The sequence below is a fragment of the Jiella sp. M17.18 genome, assembly GCF_041027365.1.
Classification (GTDB): Bacteria; Pseudomonadota; Alphaproteobacteria; order Rhizobiales; family Rhizobiaceae; genus VKMB-3413.
Genome location: NZ_JBFTEH010000004.1, coordinates 283,127 through 298,901 on the forward strand (window position 1 = coordinate 283,127; position 15,775 = coordinate 298,901).

At 69.9% G+C, this 15,775-nt stretch carries 18 protein-coding genes; 7 read left to right on the forward strand and 11 right to left on the reverse strand.

Going from position 1 to position 15,775, the window contains the following annotated elements; translation table 11 throughout:
• Positions 1-11: 11 nt before the first annotated feature.
• Entirely contained in the window at positions 12-482 is a 471-nt protein-coding gene (locus tag AB5S17_RS10185; RefSeq protein WP_369238862.1) for a MaoC family dehydratase, read from the reverse strand.
• On the reverse strand, positions 479-934 hold the full coding sequence (locus AB5S17_RS10190; RefSeq protein WP_369238864.1) for a MaoC family dehydratase: 456 nt from the start codon (positions 932-934) through the stop codon (positions 479-481). The genes AB5S17_RS10185 and AB5S17_RS10190 overlap by 4 nt, the downstream gene beginning before the upstream one ends.
• 130 nt (positions 935-1,064) lie before the next feature.
• Here AB5S17_RS10190 and AB5S17_RS10195 point away from each other — a divergent pair, with 130 nt between their 5' ends.
• The gene (locus AB5S17_RS10195; RefSeq protein WP_369239096.1) at positions 1,065-1,541 is read left to right on the forward strand and encodes an OsmC family protein; all 477 of its coding nucleotides are present in this window, start codon (positions 1,065-1,067) and stop codon (positions 1,539-1,541) included.
• A 3-nt stretch (positions 1,542-1,544) separates the two neighbouring features.
• Here the strand turns inward: AB5S17_RS10195 and AB5S17_RS10200 are convergent, their stop codons facing one another.
• The 3 genes from AB5S17_RS10200 to AB5S17_RS10210 all read right to left on the reverse strand — a co-directional run bounded on the left by AB5S17_RS10200 (position 1,545) and on the right by AB5S17_RS10210 (position 3,403).
• Positions 1,545-2,084, reverse strand: a complete 540-nt coding sequence (locus tag AB5S17_RS10200; protein ID WP_369238866.1) for a hypothetical protein — start codon at positions 2,082-2,084, stop codon at positions 1,545-1,547.
• Positions 2,085-2,222: 138 nt separating this feature from the next.
• Entirely contained in the window at positions 2,223-2,969 is a 747-nt protein-coding gene (locus tag AB5S17_RS10205; RefSeq protein WP_369238868.1) for a PspA/IM30 family protein, read from the reverse strand.
• Complete coding sequence (locus tag AB5S17_RS10210) at positions 2,966-3,403, reverse strand: YjfI family protein (RefSeq protein WP_369238870.1); 438 nt, start codon at positions 3,401-3,403, stop codon at positions 2,966-2,968. Before AB5S17_RS10210 ends, AB5S17_RS10205 begins: the two co-directional genes overlap by 4 nt.
• Before the next feature lie 163 nt (positions 3,404-3,566).
• Between AB5S17_RS10210 and AB5S17_RS10215 the strand changes: the two genes are divergently transcribed.
• The 6 genes from AB5S17_RS10215 to AB5S17_RS10240 all read left to right on the forward strand — a co-directional run bounded on the left by AB5S17_RS10215 (position 3,567) and on the right by AB5S17_RS10240 (position 10,541).
• Positions 3,567-4,625 carry an ion channel gene (locus tag AB5S17_RS10215; protein WP_369238872.1) on the forward strand — a complete coding sequence of 353 codons (1,059 nt, stop codon included), beginning with the start codon at positions 3,567-3,569 and terminating at the stop codon, positions 4,623-4,625.
• On the forward strand, positions 4,622-5,281 hold the full coding sequence (locus AB5S17_RS10220) for a DUF2491 family protein (protein WP_369238874.1): 660 nt from the start codon (positions 4,622-4,624) through the stop codon (positions 5,279-5,281). The genes AB5S17_RS10215 and AB5S17_RS10220 overlap by 4 nt, the downstream gene beginning before the upstream one ends.
• 83 nt (positions 5,282-5,364) lie before the next feature.
• On the forward strand, positions 5,365-5,766 hold the full coding sequence (locus tag AB5S17_RS10225) for a DUF350 domain-containing protein (RefSeq protein WP_369238876.1): 402 nt from the start codon (positions 5,365-5,367) through the stop codon (positions 5,764-5,766).
• Between the two features lie 10 nt (positions 5,767-5,776).
• Positions 5,777-6,364: a DUF1190 domain-containing protein gene (locus AB5S17_RS10230; protein WP_369238878.1), complete on the forward strand. Its 588-nt coding sequence runs from the start codon at positions 5,777-5,779 to the stop codon at positions 6,362-6,364.
• 55 nt (positions 6,365-6,419) lie between these two features.
• Positions 6,420-7,577 (forward strand): glutathionylspermidine synthase family protein, encoded by a 1,158-nt coding sequence (locus AB5S17_RS10235; protein WP_369238880.1) that lies wholly within the window; start codon positions 6,420-6,422, stop codon positions 7,575-7,577.
• A gap of 465 nt (positions 7,578-8,042) precedes the next feature.
• Entirely contained in the window at positions 8,043-10,541 is a 2,499-nt protein-coding gene (locus tag AB5S17_RS10240; RefSeq protein WP_369238882.1) for a peptidoglycan-binding protein, read from the forward strand.
• Positions 10,542-10,553: 12 nt separating this feature from the next.
• Here the strand turns inward: AB5S17_RS10240 and AB5S17_RS10245 are convergent, their stop codons facing one another.
• From AB5S17_RS10245 to thiC, 6 genes are read right to left on the reverse strand one after another with little or no spacing between them, the layout of a single operon-like run.
• Positions 10,554-11,303, reverse strand: a complete 750-nt coding sequence (locus AB5S17_RS10245) for a hydroxymethylpyrimidine/phosphomethylpyrimidine kinase (RefSeq protein ID WP_369238884.1) — start codon at positions 11,301-11,303, stop codon at positions 10,554-10,556.
• Positions 11,300-11,926: a thiamine phosphate synthase gene (locus AB5S17_RS10250; RefSeq protein WP_369238886.1), complete on the reverse strand. Its 627-nt coding sequence runs from the start codon at positions 11,924-11,926 to the stop codon at positions 11,300-11,302. The genes AB5S17_RS10245 and AB5S17_RS10250 overlap by 4 nt, the downstream gene beginning before the upstream one ends.
• The gene (locus tag AB5S17_RS10255) at positions 11,923-12,696 is read right to left on the reverse strand and encodes a thiazole synthase (RefSeq protein WP_369238888.1); all 774 of its coding nucleotides are present in this window, start codon (positions 12,694-12,696) and stop codon (positions 11,923-11,925) included. The genes AB5S17_RS10250 and AB5S17_RS10255 overlap by 4 nt, the downstream gene beginning before the upstream one ends.
• Positions 12,697-12,700: 4 nt before the next feature.
• A complete protein-coding gene (gene thiS, locus AB5S17_RS10260) occupies positions 12,701-12,898 on the reverse strand; it encodes a sulfur carrier protein ThiS (RefSeq protein WP_369238890.1) in 198 nt (65 codons plus the stop codon).
• On the reverse strand, positions 12,867-13,871 hold the full coding sequence (thiO, locus tag AB5S17_RS10265) for a glycine oxidase ThiO (protein WP_369238892.1): 1,005 nt from the start codon (positions 13,869-13,871) through the stop codon (positions 12,867-12,869). Before thiO ends, thiS begins: the two co-directional genes overlap by 32 nt.
• 5 nt (positions 13,872-13,876) lie before the next feature.
• Complete coding sequence (gene thiC, locus AB5S17_RS10270; protein WP_369238894.1) at positions 13,877-15,709, reverse strand: phosphomethylpyrimidine synthase ThiC; 1,833 nt, start codon at positions 15,707-15,709, stop codon at positions 13,877-13,879.
• Between the last annotated feature and the right edge of the window lie 66 nt (positions 15,710-15,775).

A 15,775-nucleotide genomic window follows, 5' to 3' on the forward strand; every position in this document is an offset into this window, starting at 1 on the left:
GCGGCCGCCGCTCAGTCGAGTCCCTGGAACGCCACGCCTTCGAAGCCGAAGACCGTCTCGCCGTGCTGGTTCACGCCGTCGGTCGAAAATTCGAGGATGCCCCAGCCCGGGCGGCTCGCCGTGGCGCGCTTGGCGGTGACGGTCTGGGAGAAGCGGATCGTGTCGCCGGCATAGACGGGTTTCTTCCAGGCCATGTTCCTGAAGCCGGGCGAGGGCCCGATCCGCGGCGCCGGATTGCCGGCCTCGACCCATTCGCGGACCCTGGCATAGCGGGTCTCGACGTTCAGCCGCATGCAGACGGCCGCGGTGTGCCAGCCCGACGCGCACAGGCCGCCGAGCACCGACGCCCGGGCCTTCTCCTCGTCGAGGTGAAAGACCTGCGGGTCGTAGGCCGCGGCGAAGCGCTTGATCTCGTCGGCGGTGAAGGTGTGGCTGCCGAGGAGGATCGCTTCCCCGACGACGATCGTGTCCCAGAAGCTCATGCCGCGATCCCCTCGCGGGTGAGAAGCAGCAGCGTGTATTCGCAGGACAGCACCGGCTCGCCCTCCTGGTTCACGAGGTCGGCCACCATCTTGGCGATGCCGAGCGTCGGGCGCTTGGCGGAGAGGCGCGCGGAGGCGACGCGGCAGCTTCCCGTCAGCGTGTCGCCGGGCTTCACCGGCCGCAGCCACTTGACGAAATCGACGCCGGGCGAGCCCTGCGAGCTCGACTCCACGATGAAGGAATCGGCCATCATCCGCATCAGCATCGAACAGGTGTGCCAGCCGGACGCCGTCAGCCCGCCGGCCAGTTCGTTGGCCGCGCCGGCGCTCTCGTCGAGATGGAAGGGCTGCGGATCGAACTCCGTCGCAAAGCCGAGCATCTCCTCGCGCGTGACGGGATAGGGGCCGAGCGCGAACTCGGTCCCTTCGGTGAAGTCCTCGTAGGTGCGCATCGTCTCTCCCTGTTCTCCGACCCGGACCGCTCGCCTCCCGAAGCCGCGCCGGGTCGTTCCCGCTTGCCGCGGGAGTGGCCCTCGCTAATAGCTGGCGGGCGTCACATGCGACAAGCGCAACGAATGTCCGATCATGGCGAAGCTGCACGACTACAGGGTCACCATCCGCTGGACCGGCAATCGCGGCAGCGGCACCAGCGGCTACCGCGCCTTCGGCCGCGCCCACGAGATCGAGGCGCCCGGCAAGGCGGCGATCGCCGGCTCGTCGGATCCTGCCTTTCGCGGCGACGCGGCGCGCTGGAACCCGGAGGAACTGCTCGTCGCCTCGCTCGCGGCCTGCCATCAGCTCTGGTACCTGCATCTTTGCGCCGAGGCGGGCGTGATCGTCACCGCCTACGAGGACCGGGCCGAGGGCGAGATGGAGGAGGGCGCGGACGGCGCCGGCCGCTTCGTCCGCGTGGTCCTGAAGCCGAGGGTGACCATCTCGTCGGAGAGCGACGCGGCGCTCGCCGAGCGTCTGCACGGCGAAGCGCACGAGAAATGCTTCATCGCCAACTCGGTGAACTTTCCGATCGCCCACGCGCCGGAGATCGTCCGCGCGCGGTAAGGCCTACGGGATCAGCCGGGGGTCGGCGATCTCCACGCGGGAGCCGTGCAGCGGCGTGTCGAGGCCGACGAGCGCGATCGTCACCTCGGCGCGGCTGCCGCGAAAGTGCGCGTCCTTCGGCACGTTGATCAGGAAGGACCGGGCCCTTCCGGTCTCCGGCGGATCGACGAAGGCGACGGTGCCGGCCCGGTGGAGGCCGGACGGAGCGGCGTCCGGCTCCCCGATCGAGACGTCGACGATGAAGCTTTCGCCCGGAACGACCGTGAGCGGCTTCAGCCGGAACGCCAGCCGCGTCGGCGGCTTTGCCGGTACTGACACCAGGATCCGGCCGGGTGCGTCCGTCGTCGCCACGGCCGCGTCGTCGGCGCCGGGCTCGGGGACGGGCGCCGGGGCGTCCGTCGCGGCGGTCGCAGCGGTGGGCGAAACGCGGCCCGCGGCCTCTACCGGGGTCGGGCCGATCGCCGCCGCCATGGCCGCGAGACAGAGGATGAGGGGATGGGTCCGTCGGAAGAGGTGGCCGTCCCGGCCGTCATGCGCAGTCATCGGCAGTCGCAGTCATCCGCCGGAGCGAGTGCTCCGGCAGCGTTTGGAGGAGCGGCGCTCCGCCAAGCGCCGCGGGTTCGTTCCTCGTTCTGGTGGACGGCTCGTCGGATGCGAGACGTCCTCGGCCGTCGCGGCCGCTCAGCCCTCCTTCGGGCGCTCGATCGACGGCGTGGCCGCCGGCCCGGGCAGAGCCGACGGGCGGCTCGTGCCCATGATCTGGGCGAGGACGTCGTCGGCCGAGGTCGACTGGCCGCCGATCCCGGCCGCGAGAAGCTGCCGGTCGAGGTCGTTGCCCGATTCCAGTGCGGCGAGTTCCTCGCCGGCCTCGAGCCGCCCCTGCGTCTCTTCCTGGCGCCGGCGGATCCGCTCCAGCGAGTCCATCGCATTGCCGAGCTTGGAATTGATGCCGGACTGCGAGGTGGCGATCGCCGACTGCGCCTTCAGCAGCGACTCGTTGGCCTTCACGTTCTCGACCTCGCGGCGCATCTGCTGGATGCGCTGCTCGGTGTCCTGGACCGCCTTGATCATCTGCTGCTGGCGGGTGGACAGCCGCTCGAGCTCGGCCTCGTCGCGCTGCACCTCGGTGCGGGTCGTGGCGATCCGCTGGGCGAGGCCGCGGGCGAGGTCCTCGCGTCCAGCCGCCATCGCCGCGCGGGCACTCTCGGTATCCTTCTGCTCCTTGGCGCGAGCTTCCTCGACGCGGCGCGACAGCGACTTGTTCGAGGCCATGATGCCGGCAAGGTCGGAGCGGGCGCGGCGCAGCGCGGTCTCCGCGTCGCGGATCTCCTGGTCGAGAATGCGCAGCGCCTGCGTGTCGGCGACGCCCTCGGCCGCCTCGTTGACGCCGCCGCGCACGGCGGTGAAGAGCTTGTTCCAGACGCTCATTGAGCGGACTCCCCGTTCTTCCAACGCTCGATCATGTCGGCGGCATCGACTGCATTGGCCGCGAGAACCGCGACTTCCTCGATGATGGTGTCGGCCTTGGAATGCGCTGAGAGCGAGCCGAACAGCTCGTACCATTCCTCGCCATTGATCGTGACGATGCCGAAGGTCGACAGCGGCACCAGCTTGTGGGTCGACAGGATCATCCGGTCGAAGGCCTCGCGGCGCGGGATGCTCGCCGCCGGGGCGAGGATGACGCTGGCGAGGATCTGGTCGCCGCCGGGCGCGACCAGCACGTCGAGATCGCCCCGCTCCTTCAGCGTGACTCGGATGACGTCGCCGGTCTCGACGATCGTGACGTCGACGTCGCCGAGCGGTTCTGGGTCCGAGGCGAAGAGTTCGGTGAGGCTCGTGAGATTCCAGCTTGCGGACGGCATTGTCCCTCCGGTTCCGGTGCTGCGAGCATGATGCTCCTGGCGCCGATGTCTACATCAGCGCGACGTGAAGGTATACCGGCCTTGCGCGGGGGCTTCGGGCCGGTTCCGTCGCCGCGTGGGTTTCGATATGGTGACGGCGTCCCCGCCTTTCGACGGAGTCGCCGTGCCTGTTCTCGCCAGCTTCCTGCGCAAGGTCTACGTCGCGCTGGCCGAGCTCACCTGGACGGCGCTCCTGCTCATCGCGGTCCTCCACATGGCGCTGTCCTTCGAGCTGTTCCGGCTCTCGGGCGAGAGTGGCCTTGCCGGTGACGGCGTCGATTTCCTCTACTACTACGTCGTCACGGCGACGACGGTCGGTTACGGTGACCTGTCGCCGGCCACCGACGCCGGCAGGCTCGCCGCGTCGTTCTTCGTGATCCCCGGCGCGATCGCAATCTTCACCGCGACGCTCGGCAAGCTGCTGGCTGCGGTCGGAACGCTCTGGAGGAGGCGGATGAACGGTCTTTCGAACTTCGCCGACAGAACCGGTCACATCATCGTGGTCGGCTGGCATGACGGCGCGACGCGGCAGCTCTTCGCCATGCTGCAGGCCGAGCGCAGCCGGAGCGAGCCGGCGATGGTGCTCGTCGCCAAGGCGCTCGAGACGAATCCGCTGGCCGGCGAGATCGATTTCGTGCACGCCGACCGGCTCGCAGATCCGGAAGCGCTGGAACGCGCCGGCATCGCTGGGGCTCGCGCGATCATCGTCGAGGGCGAGAACGACGACGAGACATTCGCTGCGAGCCTGATCGCGGCGGCGCTCGGCGAGAGTGCCCACGTCGTCGCCTATTTCCAGTACGACCGGACGGCCGAAATCCTGCGCCGGCAGAACCCGCGGATCGAGGCGGTCACATCGCTTTCGTCAGAGCTGATGGTCCGCGCGGCCCGCGATCCCGGCGCGTCGAAAGTCGCCCACCTCTTGCTCTCGGCGGCAACGGCCGATACCGCCTTTTCGGTGCGGGTGCCGGAGCTTTCCGGCGCGATCGCCTACAGCGCCGCTCTGTCCGGCCTCAAACGTCTTCACAAGGTCACGCTCGTCGGCATGGCACAGGGTGGCGCGGTGGATCTCAACTGCCATGAGGATGCGGAAATCCGCGCAGGCGACATCCTCTACTATATATCGGATCACAGGCTCGAACCGCATGCGGTCGCCTGGGACGCTTTGCGAGGGACATCACGATGAGCTGGCTGTTCGGCGGCAGGGACAAGGAGCCGGAGCTGCCGGTCGAGCGGGGGCCGCTGGGCGTCTCGATCGGCGGCGCGATCGAGATCGACACGCTGGCGCTGCAGGCCGATGCCGCCGGCACAGAGCCGGGGATGCCGCTGCCCACCGGCGGCAGCTTCATCGTCGTCGCCTATGGCGAGGCGCGGCTCGACGCGAACACCGTCCTGTCGCGCTATTACGACGAGGACGACCGGCTCCTGCAGGTGATCTCGGCGAGCGGCCGGCCGGGGGATGCGGCGAACGACGTCAGCCTCTACCAGCCCTGGGATTCCGTGGTGCCGGCCGGGCGGCACGAATGGGACCGCTGGACCGGGCCGGACGGCCTGATCGGCCAGCCGCGCTACGACGCGGACGGCATCCTCTTCGACCGCTACTGGGGCGAGGGCGACAGCCGCGCGGAACCGGTGCAGTTCGTCGAGGAGGTCGACGACGGGGAGGCCAAGCGCTCCATCCACCAGACCTGCATGCTCTACTCCCGCCCGCTCGGCGCGGCGCTGGAAATGCTGCTGATCAATGTCGAGCGGGACCTTTCCGAAGCCGCCCGGCGCGAGGGCGGGTCGGTGGAGTTCATGCTTGGATACGGCCTCGGGCCGGCGGACGTTCGGCGGGTCTGATTGCGTCAAGAAGCCCGCGGGCACCCGCCTGCGCGGCGAAACGGCGGAGCGCGGGCGCCCGCCAGAACCGATGTGAGGGATGAATGTACGGATACGTTGCGGGGCTGCCGGCTTTCCTGGCCTATTTCGTGCTGGGGCTGATCTTCTACGCGCTCTTCGCCTACGCCTATACGGCGCTCACCCCGCACAAGGAGTTCGCGCTGATCCGGGCCGGCAATCCCGCCGCGGTGACCGCCTTCGCCGGCACGATCCTCGGCTTCTCGCTACCGCTCGCCTCGGCGGCGGCGAACTCGGTCTCGATCGTCGACTTCGTGGTCTGGACGGTGATCGGCGCGCTGGTGCAGATCCTCGCCTTCTACGTCGCCTCGGCGACGATGCCGGGCCTGTCCGAGCGGATCACCAGGGGCGAGGTCGCGGCCGGCATCTGGGGAGGCGGCGTCGCGCTCGCCGTCGGCATCCTCAACGCCGCCTGCATGACCTACTGAGGAGGAGACGATGCCCAGACGCTTCACCGGCAACGTGCCGCCGATGCTGATCTTCGGCACGATCGCAGCGGCCGGCATTGCCGTGGCGACTTGCAGCCGGGAGGATGAGCCGAAGGAACTGGCCTTCTCCTCGCCGCAGCAGTGCATGGACGCCGGCATCGACCAGCAGATCTGCCAGGCGGAATACCAGCAGGCGCTGCAGAAGCACATCGCCGACGCGCCGCATTACGCCGACCTGAAGGCCTGCGAGGCGGCGGTCGGCGAGGGCAAGTGCTTCCAGGCGACGCCGCCCGGCCAGGGCGACAGCGGCCAGACCACCAGCGGCTCCGGCTCCGGCTTCTTCGTCCCCTTCATGACCGGCTATCTCGTCTCCTCGGCGCTGTCGCACCTGTCCAACTACGGCGCCTATCGCGACTGGCGCTATTCCTCGCGCGGCTACTCGCCGACGCCGATCTACCGCGACCGCTCCGGCCGGTCCGTCACGAGCACGATCACCGGCGGCCAGCGCACCACGCGCCCGGCCAACGTCAATACGCGGACGGTGTCCCGCTACGGCTTCGGCGGACGTTCGTCCTCGCGCGGCTTCTTCGGCGGGTGAGGGCGATGTCCCGCGACCGGCGCCCGGCCGGCCGCCCCGTGGCGGGCGCACATCCATGAGGCGGATCGAGCTTCCCGAGCGGCCGGACTGGCGGGAGAAGGCGGAGGCCGTCGGCTTCGGCTTCCACGAGATGTATGGCGAGCCCTACTGGGTGGACGATGCCGCCTTCGTCTTCTCGCTGGCGGAGATCGAGGAGGCGATCGAGGAGCCGAGCCAGGCGCTGCACGACATGTGCATGGACCTCGTCGGCGAGGTCGTGAAAGACGATGCGGCGCTCGCCCGTCTCGCCATCCCCGAGGCAATGCGCGACCTCGTGCGGGACTCCTGGCAGAAGGGCGACCGCCACCTCTACGGCCGCTTCGACCTCGCCTATGACGGGACGGGGCCGGCGAAGCTCCTCGAATACAACGCCGACACGCCGACCTCGATCTTCGAATCGGCCTTCTTCCAGTACAACTGGCTGACCGACAACGTCGCCCGCGGCGCGCTGCCGGAGGAAGCCGACCAGTTCAACGCCATCCAGGAAAGCCTCGTCGCGGCCTTCGCCTCGTTCTCGCGCGAGCCGATCTTCCACTTCGCCGCCTGGACCGAGAGCGACGAGGACCGCGGCACCGCGGCCTATCTCATGGACTGCGCGGTGCAGGCCGGGCACCGGGTGAGCCTCATCGACATCCGCGAGATCGGCGTCGACGCGGAGGGGCGGTTCACCGACACCGAAGACCGGGTGATCGACCAGCTGTTCAAGCTGTATCCCTGGGAAGACATGCTGCGCGAGCCCTTCGCGAAGCACATTGCCGGCTCCGGCACGGTCTTCGTCGAGCCGCCCTGGAAGGCGGTGCTGTCGAACAAGGGCCTGCTGCCGCTGCTCTGGGACCGCTATCCCGGCCATCCGAACCTCCTGCCGGCCTTCTACGAGGACGATCCGGGCGCATCCCTGTTGCGGAACGCGGTGAGGAAGCCGCTGTTCTCGCGCGAGGGCGAGAACGTCGTCATCGTCGAAGAGGGCGTCGTCACCGAGACGGCCGAGGGCAGCTACGGCGCCGAGGGAACGATCGTGCAGGAGCTGACGCAGCTGTTCCAGGCGAACGGCCGCTTCGCCGTCCTCGGCAGCTGGATCGTCGGCGACCACGCCTGCGGCATGGGCATCCGCGAAGACGCCAGCCGCATCACCCGCAACCTCTCGCGCTTCGTCCCCCACATCATCCTCGACTGACGAAGGGGGCGCAGCCGGGGCGGCCTGCCACCCGCGCCGTAGGCCCGACTGCAGCTTAGCCGGCTCAATAGATCGGCTGGGTCACCTCCGCCACCGGACGCTTGCGGTAATCGCTCACTCGCGATACTCGTTATCTGACGCAAGGGCAAAGACGGACTACCAGTTATACGCGTCACCTTGTGCGACGTGGAAGTTCGGGAGGAGCTTTCGGGTGCCGGTCGGTTGGGGAAGTCGCTGGCAATGCGCGGCGGCTCGGTCTGATGCTCGTGCCGCTTCCGGCGGCGCACCGGCGGCTTCGGCGACGCGCGAACCGCCACGACCCCGCTCTCGGTCCCGCTCTCGTTCCGCTTCCCGGTCTTGCGACGGGCCATCGACCCCGCGCGAAGCCGGGCGCGACCGTCCCCGGCCGCCCGGGAAACCCGCAATAACCCAGCCTCTTCATCAACCCAAGTCGGATGACCCGTCATGACCGCCGTTAGACGCCTCAAGCTCGCAGCGATGCTGTCGGCTGCCGCTTCCGTTCTTTTCATCCCGGGAGCCGCGCTGGCTCAGAAGAGCTTCGATGTCGCGCAGGCGGCGGCCAACTGTGCCGATGCCAAGTCGCATTTCGAGATCGCCCGCGAGATCAACACGCCGGATGCCTATCAGGCGCATATCGACGCCTTCCCCAACTGTCCCTATGCGGAATTCGCGCGGATCCTGCGGGACAAGCTGACCAAGGGGTCTGCTGCGGCCAAGGCGCCCCCCGCGCCGGCGCAGGCGGCCACCGCGCCGGCCAGTCCCGGATCCTCCGGCGCGCCGGCGGCCGCGCAGGCGACCACGGCTCCGGCTCAGACGGCAGTCCCCGCCGATCAGGCCAAGCAGATGGCCGAGGTGCTGGTCGATCGGCTGAACAAGCTGCCGCTGATGCAGGCTGCGGATGCGCCGAAGGTGCATTACGACACGGCGACGATGAAGGGCGGCAACCTGATCCTCACCAATCTGAGGCTCACCAAGCTCGACCGCCAGGCCGGCTGGAGCGGCCTGACCTTCGACGAGGCGCGGGTCGTCGCGCCGAAGCTCTCCCCGGACGGCACCTTCGAGGCCGACCTGGTCCAGCTCAAGGGCGGCAGCATTCGCGCCGACGGCGAGAACGGTCCGAACGACCGGGTGGCGACGATCCAGTCGGCGACGGTCGGACGTCTCTATCTCGCCGGATCCGGAGGCGCCGTCGGCAACGACCGCCTCGGTCCTGTCTCGGCGGATGGCCTCAGCGCATCCGGGATCACCGGCTACAACCGGCAGGGCGCGATCTTCACGATCGCCGCCGTCAGCCTTGCGGCCACCGGCACCAGCGCGCATGTCCCGAACACGCTGGCCCTCTCGCTCTCCGACCTCAGCCTCTCGGCGGCGCAGATGGCCGCGGGAACCGAGAGCCCGCTCGCCGAGGTGAAGAAGCTCGGCTACGATCCCTTCGTCTTCTCCGGCGATCTCGTGCTGAAGCAGGATCCCTCTACCAAGACGCTGGTCCTCCAGCACGGCATCTCGCTGAAGGACGGCGGACAGCTGCGGCTGCAGGCAACGATCGACGCCTTCGACCCGGCGGTGATCGAGGCGACGCTCGCCGGCGGCAATCCGGCCGCGGCGCTGATGTCGCTCGCCGCGACGCTGAAGAACGCCCGGCTCGACTATGTCGACCAATCGCTGACCGGCAAGGTCCTGACGATGGCGGCGCAGTCCGAGAACATCGATCCGAAGCTGTTCACCGCAGCGATCCCCAGCGTCGTGAAGGAGAGCGTCGCGCAGGCGACGGGCTCGGCGAAGCTGGCTGAGACGCTGGCGAGCGCGACCGACAGCTTCGTCTCGCAGCCGAAGTCGGTGTCCCTGTCCCTGGATCCGTCGCAGCCGGTCGCCCTGGCGCAGCTGTTCTTCGGCCTGATGGGCGGCTCGAACCCCCTGCAGGTCCTGTCGCAGCTCGGCCCGAGCGTCTCCGTCAACGGCGCGGCGCCGGTGCCGCTGCAACTGGCGGCGCTGCCGCAGGCGGGCGAAACGGACGCAGCGAAGGCTCCCACTCCGGGGAGCTCCCAGGGCCCTGTGCCGTCCGCGCCGGCGCAGGCCGATGTCGCCAGCCTCGTCTCGGCCTGCGACAGGCTCGCGGCCGATGCCGACGATCCGGTCAAGCCCGCCGATGTCGCGGGCACGAAAGGCATCGAGGAGATCGATCACGCCAGGGCGATCCCGGCCTGCGAGGCCGCGCACGCCGCCGCGCCGAACGAGCCGCGCATCACCTTCGAACTCGGCCGCGCCTATGCCGCCGCGGGGCGGGACGCGGACGCCGCCAGGCTCTATCGCGAGGCGGCCGATGCCGGGGAATCGGTCGCGCAGTACGAACTGGCGATGGACTATTACAACGGGCGCGGCGTCTCGCCCGACCCGATGGAGGCGATCAAGCTCCTCCAGGCTTCCGCTGCGCAAGGCAATGGCTACGCCGCATACTGGCTGGGGACGGAGAAGGTGAACGGCACCAACATCCCGGCCGACTACGCCGGCGCCATGGAGCTGTTCCGCAAGGCCGCCGATTTCGGGGTTCCCGAAGCGCTGACCGAGCTCGGCAAGATGTACTATCGCGGCCAGAACGTGCCCGTCGACTATGCCAAGGCGCTCGACTATTTCCGCCGCGCCGCGGTGAAGAACGCCGCGAGCGGCTATTTCTACGTCGGCTTCATGGAGGCGCTCGGGCTCGGCGGCGCGAAGCCGAACCCGGCGGTCGCGGCGGCCGACATGATGAAGGGGCTGCTGCTGGGGGACGCCGACGCGCAGGCGATCATCGTCGACGGCGGCGCCAAGACCTTCGACGTGTCGGTCCGCAAGGCGATCCAGACCTATCTCCACAACGAAGGCTTCTACTCCGGCACCGCCGACGGCGTACTGGGACCCGGCACGCAGCAGGCGATCGCGGCCTGGCGCTCGGCCAAGCGCGGCTGATCGGCGACGCCGTCAGCGCGCGGCGAAGGCGCCGTCGAGCCGGGCCTTTGCCGCACGGCAGGCCTCCGGTAGCGGCAGATCGTGGGCCAGTCCCGCCGCGATCGCCGAAGCCAGGCGGCAGCCGGTACCGCGCATCGTGCCCGGCCGGCGCGGGGAGGCGAGGCGGAGCGGCGGCTCGCCCGGGCGCACGAGCAGATCGACGGCTTCGGGGCCGGTGCCGTGGCCGCCCTTGATCAGGACGGCGCGGGGGCCGCGGGCGAGCAGTGCCTCCGCCTGCAAGGCCATGGCCGCCTCGTCCGCGGCAGGCGCGATTCCGCTGAGGATGGCCGCTTCGACGAGATTTGGCGTCAGCAGCGCCGTCAGCGGCAGCAACTGCTCGATGAGCGCTTCCTGTCCGGCGTCGTCCAGCAGCGCGCGGCCGGAGGTCGCCGCGAGGACGGGGTCGAGGACGACCGGAATCTGACTGGCGAACGGGCGCAGGGCATCCGCGACCGCGGCGACGGTGTCGGCCGTGCCGAGCATGCCGACCTTAACGCCGCGCACCTGCCCGCCGGAGAGCGCCGCCGCGATCTGCGCCGCGACGATGTCGGGTGGAACCCGGTGGACCGCCGTAACGCCGCGATCGGTCTGGGCGGTGGCGGCGGTGACCGCGAGCGCGGCCGGCACGCCGCATTCGGCGAGCGTCGCGACGTCGCGCGCGATGCCGGCACCGCCGCTGGAATCCGATCCGGCGACCACGAGGACCCTCGGGCGGGCGCTCATTCCGGCTGCCGCGTCGCCGCCAGCCATGCCCGCGTGCGTGCCTCGGGATCGGCCGCGCCGACGATATCGGTGACGACGGAGACGATGTCGGCGCCGGCCGCGAAGGCGCCCTCTGCCCGCTCCAGGGTGAAGCCGCCGATCGCGACCAGCGGGACGGCGCCGACGCGCCGCTTCCACTGGGTAACCCGCTCCAGCCCCTGCGGCGCGAAGCGCATCGCCTTGAGGACGGTCGGATAGACCGGGCCGAGGGCGATGTAGTCCGGTTCGAAGGCGAGGGCGCGGTCCAGCTCCGCCTGGTCGTGGGTCGAGAGCCCGAGCGACAGGCCGGCGGCGCGGAGCGCCGCGGTATCCGCGGTGTCGAGATCCTCCTGGCCGAGATGGACGAAGCTGCAGCCTTCCTCGATCGCGAGGCGCCAGTGGTCGTTGACGACGAGGACGCAGTCGTGAGTGGCGCAGACGTCGCGGGCGCGGCGGATTTCTGTCCTGAGCTCATCCTCCGGCCGGTCCTTGATCCTGAGCTGGATCAGCTTCACGCCCAGCGGCACCAGCCGCGCCGCCCAGTCGGCCGTGGGGACGATCGGATAGAAGCGGTCGAGCCGCCGCCCCGTCTCAGCGCCGCTCATTCGAACACCGCCCGGCCGAGCATCGGGGTCGAGGGCGCCGCCATGTCGCGCGGCTCCATCGGGTCGGCGAGGTAGCCGAGACGTCCTGCCTCGATGGCCCGGGCGAAGGCTTCGGCCATCCGGACGGGGTCGCCGGCCTTGGCGACGGCGGTGTTGAGAAGGATCGCGTCGAAGCCGAGTTCCATCGCCTGCGCCGCCTGCGAGGGCAGGCCGATGCCGGCGTCGACGACGAGGGGCAAGTCGGGGAAGCGGGCGCGGAGCGTCTTGAGGCCAGCGGGATTGGCGAGGCCTCGTCCGGTGCCGATCGGCGCACCCCAGGGCATCAGCACCTCGCAGCCGGCCTCGACCAGCCGCTCGGCGACGCCGACATCCTCGGTGGTGTAGGGGAAGACCTTGAAGCCGTCGGCGGCGAGCGTCGCCGCGGCGTCGACCAGGCCGAAGACGTCCGGCGCCAGCGTGTCCTCGTCGGCGACGACCTCGAGCTTGATCCAGTCGGTGGAAAAGAGCTCGCGCGCCATCTTCGCCGTCGTGACGGCCTCCTTGACGCTGAAGCAGCCCGCGGTGTTCGGCAGGACGCGGACGCCGAGCTCGCGGATGAGCCGCCAGAAGGCCTGGCCGGCGAGATGGCCGCCCATCTCGCGGCGGACGGAGACCGTCACCACCGCGGCGCCGGAGGCTCGGACGGAATCGGCAAGGATCGTGGGCGAGGGATATTGCGCCGTGCCGAGGAAGAGGCGGGAGGACAGCTCGGTGCCGTAGACGGTGAGCACTGGCTCAGCCCCCCTGCATCGGGGCGAGGATCTCGACCCGGTCGCCGTCGATCAGCGGCTGGACGTCGCGTTCGCCCGCCGGCACGAAGTCGCCGTTGACGGCGGTGGCGACGATCGCCTCGCCGTAGCCGAGCTGGATCAGGAGGTCGGCGAGCGAGGCCGTCTCGGCGTCACGCGCTTGCCCGTTCACGATGATCTTCATCCATCATCTCCGGCACGAAATTGGGATCGAGGACGGCCCGTGCCGCCATCTCGGCGAGCGCCGGGGCGAGCAGGAAGCCGTGGCGGAAGACGCCGTTGACATGCAGCGTGCGGCCATGGCGGCGCAGGCGCGGCAGGTTGTCTGGAAAGGCCGGGCGAAGATGCGCGCCGGTCTCCACCACCTCGGCCTCGGCGAAGGCCGGGTGCAGGGCGTAGGCGGCGTTGAGGAGCGAGGCGACGCCGCGGGCGGTGACGCGCCAGTCCGCCGCCTCGACCATGGTCGCGCCGACCATGAACAGCCCGTCGCCGCGCGGCACGACGTAGAGCGGCGTGCGCGGATGGGCGAGGCGGACGGGACGGGCGAGGGCGACGTCGCGGGTGCGCAGCAGCACCATCTCGCCCTTCACCGGCCGGAGGTCCGGCAGGGCGTTCCGCGCGCCAAAGCCCCGGCAATCGACGACGGACCCGCGCGGCGGATGATCCGTGCCGTCGAGGCCGAGGACGACCTCTCCGCCGCGCGAGCACAGCCGCTCCGCCAGCGCCGCCAAGGCCTGCCGCGGATCGAGATGTGCCTCCTCGGTGAAGAACAGACCGCGGCGGAAGCGGCCGGCGAGATCCGGTTCCAGCGCGGCGATTTCCGTCTCGTCCAGCCAGACGTGCCGCATCGTCCGCTCGGCGAAGCGGCGCAGCTCGGCCGCATCGCGGGCCGGAGCGACGACCAGCGTGCCGTGGCGGACAACGTCCGGCACGCGGCTCTCCCACCACTCGGCGGCCCGCTGCCCCAGGCGGACCACCGGCTCCTCGGCGGTCTCGCCCTCGCAGAAGGGCGCGAGCATGCCGCCGGCGAGCCAGGAGGCGGCGTCGCCGCCGAGCGTCTGCGAGCGCTCGACGAGCGTGACGGCGACGCCGCGCTCGGCCAGCGCATTGGCGACGGCGAGGCCGGTGACGCCGGCCCCGATGACGGTGACGCGCATGGCGGCTACTCGGCCGCCTCGCCGGTGGCGATCGCGCCGGACGCGGCATCGACCGGCATGTAGAGGTCGCCCTCGCGGCGGTACTTCTCCGCCATCGCCTCCATGCCTTCGCGCCGCGCCTCGTCGCGGATGTCCTGGCTGATCTTCATCGAGCAGAACTTCGGCCCGCACATCGAGCAGAAATGCGCGACCTTGTGCGCTTCCTTCGGCAGGGTCTGGTCGTGGAAGTCGCGCGCCGTCTCCGGGTCGAGCGAGAGGTTGAACTGGTCCTCCCAGCGGAACTCGAAGCGGGCTCGGCTCAGCGCGTCGTCGCGCGCCTGCGCCGCGGGATGGCCCTTGGCGAGGTCGGCGGCATGGGCGGCGAGCTTGTAGGTGATGACGCCGGTCTTCACGTCGTTCTTGTCGGGAAGGCCGAGATGCTCCTTGGGCGTGACGTAGCAGAGCATCGCGGTGCCGAACCAGCCGATCTGCGCCGCGCCGATCGCCGAGGTGATGTGGTCGTAGCCGGGCGCGATGTCGGTGGTGAGGGGGCCGAGCGTATAGAAGGGCGCCTCGCCGCAGGTCTTCAGCTGCTTGTCCATGTTCTGCTTGATCTTGTGCATCGGCACATGGCCGGGGCCCTCGATCATCACCTGGCAGTCCTTGGCCCATGCGATCCTGGTCAGCTCGCCCAGCGTCTCCAGCTCGGCGAACTGCGCGGCGTCGTTGGCGTCGGCGATCGAGCCGGGGCGCAGGCCGTCGCCGAGCGAGAAGGAGACGTCATAGGCCCGCGCGATGTCGCAGATCTCCTCGAAATGCTCGTAGAGGAAGCTCTCGCGGTGGTGGTGCAGGCACCATTTCGCCATGATCGAGCCACCGCGCGAGACGATGCCGGTGACCCGGTTCGCCGTCAGCGGCACATGCGCGAGGCGCACGCCGGCATGGATGGTGAAGTAGTCGACGCCCTGCTCGGCCTGCTCGATCAGCGTGTCGCGGAAGACCGCCCAGGTGAGGTCCTCGGCGATGCCGTTCACCTTCTCCAGCGCCTGGTAGATCGGCACCGTGCCGATCGGGACCGGCGAGTTGCGGATGATCCATTCGCGGATGTTGTGGATGTTGCGGCCGGTCGAAAGATCCATGACCGTGTCGGCGCCCCAGCGGATCGCCCAGACCATCTTGTCGACCTCCTCGGCCATGGAGGAGGTGACGGCGGAATTGCCGATATTGGCGTTGATCTTCACCAGGAAGTTCCGGCCGATGATCATCGGCTCGGTTTCCGGGTGGTTGATGTTGACGGGGATGATGGCGCGGCCGCGGGCGATCTCGTCGCGCACGAATTCCGGCGTCACGAAGTCGGGGATCGCCGCGCCGAAGTCCTCGCCGTCGCGGGCGCGCTGTTCCGCCTGCTGCTGCCGGCCGAGGTTCTCCCGGATCGCGACGAACTCCATCTCGGGCGTGACGACGCCGGCGCGGGCATAGGCGATCTGGGTGACGGCGCGGCCGTCCTTCGCGCGATAGGGCCGGTTGCGGACGGGGAATTCCGGCGTCAGCCGCTCGCCCGAGACGAAGCCATTGTCGGCGGGCGTGACGTGCCGGCCCTCATAGGCCTCGACGTCGCCGCGGGCCGCGATCCAGGCCTCGCGCAGGCGCTTTAGGCCGGCGTTGACGTCGGTCGCGACGGCGGGATCGGTGTAGGGGCCGGAGGCGTCGTAGACCGTCAGCGGCGGCTCGTTCGCGCTCGGATGCAACGCGATCTGGCGCATCGGCACGGCGATGTCTGGATGGAGAGTTCCCGCGACGTGGACCTTGGTCGAGGCGGGCAGGGGGCCGGCATTCGCCAGCGGTGTCATGCGGTTCATCGGACGCTCCCTAAGCGTGTCGCTCTGGGATCCGGTCCTGACGTGTGGTGGAGAATCGCGCCGTTC

What these genes read in the sequence shown, in the direction of transcription:
- AB5S17_RS10185 (WP_369238862.1), bottom strand. Translation starts at nt 482, where the DNA reads ATGAGCTTCTGGGACACGATCGTCGTCGGGGAAGCGATCCTCCTCGGC.
- AB5S17_RS10190 (WP_369238864.1), bottom strand. Translation starts at nt 934, where the DNA reads ATGCGCACCTACGAGGACTTCACCGAAGGGACCGAGTTCGCGCTCGGC.
- AB5S17_RS10200 (WP_369238866.1), bottom strand. Translation starts at nt 2,084, where the DNA reads ATGACTGCGCATGACGGCCGGGACGGCCACCTCTTCCGACGGACCCAT.
- AB5S17_RS10205 (WP_369238868.1), bottom strand. Translation starts at nt 2,969, where the DNA reads ATGAGCGTCTGGAACAAGCTCTTCACCGCCGTGCGCGGCGGCGTCAAC.
- AB5S17_RS10210 (WP_369238870.1), bottom strand. Translation starts at nt 3,403, where the DNA reads ATGCCGTCCGCAAGCTGGAATCTCACGAGCCTCACCGAACTCTTCGCC.
- AB5S17_RS10220 (WP_369238874.1), top strand. Translation starts at nt 4,622, where the DNA reads ATGAGCTGGCTGTTCGGCGGCAGGGACAAGGAGCCGGAGCTGCCGGTC.
- AB5S17_RS10225 (WP_369238876.1), top strand. Translation starts at nt 5,365, where the DNA reads ATGTACGGATACGTTGCGGGGCTGCCGGCTTTCCTGGCCTATTTCGTG.
- AB5S17_RS10230 (WP_369238878.1), top strand. Translation starts at nt 5,777, where the DNA reads ATGCCCAGACGCTTCACCGGCAACGTGCCGCCGATGCTGATCTTCGGC.
- AB5S17_RS10235 (WP_369238880.1), top strand. Translation starts at nt 6,420, where the DNA reads ATGAGGCGGATCGAGCTTCCCGAGCGGCCGGACTGGCGGGAGAAGGCG.
- AB5S17_RS10240 (WP_369238882.1), top strand. Translation starts at nt 8,043, where the DNA reads ATGACCGCCGTTAGACGCCTCAAGCTCGCAGCGATGCTGTCGGCTGCC.
- AB5S17_RS10245 (WP_369238884.1), bottom strand. Translation starts at nt 11,303, where the DNA reads ATGAGCGCCCGCCCGAGGGTCCTCGTGGTCGCCGGATCGGATTCCAGC.
- AB5S17_RS10250 (WP_369238886.1), bottom strand. Translation starts at nt 11,926, where the DNA reads ATGAGCGGCGCTGAGACGGGGCGGCGGCTCGACCGCTTCTATCCGATC.
- thiS (WP_369238890.1), bottom strand. Translation starts at nt 12,898, where the DNA reads ATGAAGATCATCGTGAACGGGCAAGCGCGTGACGCCGAGACGGCCTCG.
- thiO (WP_369238892.1), bottom strand. Translation starts at nt 13,871, where the DNA reads ATGCGCGTCACCGTCATCGGGGCCGGCGTCACCGGCCTCGCCGTCGCC.
- thiC (WP_369238894.1), bottom strand. Translation starts at nt 15,709, where the DNA reads ATGAACCGCATGACACCGCTGGCGAATGCCGGCCCCCTGCCCGCCTCG.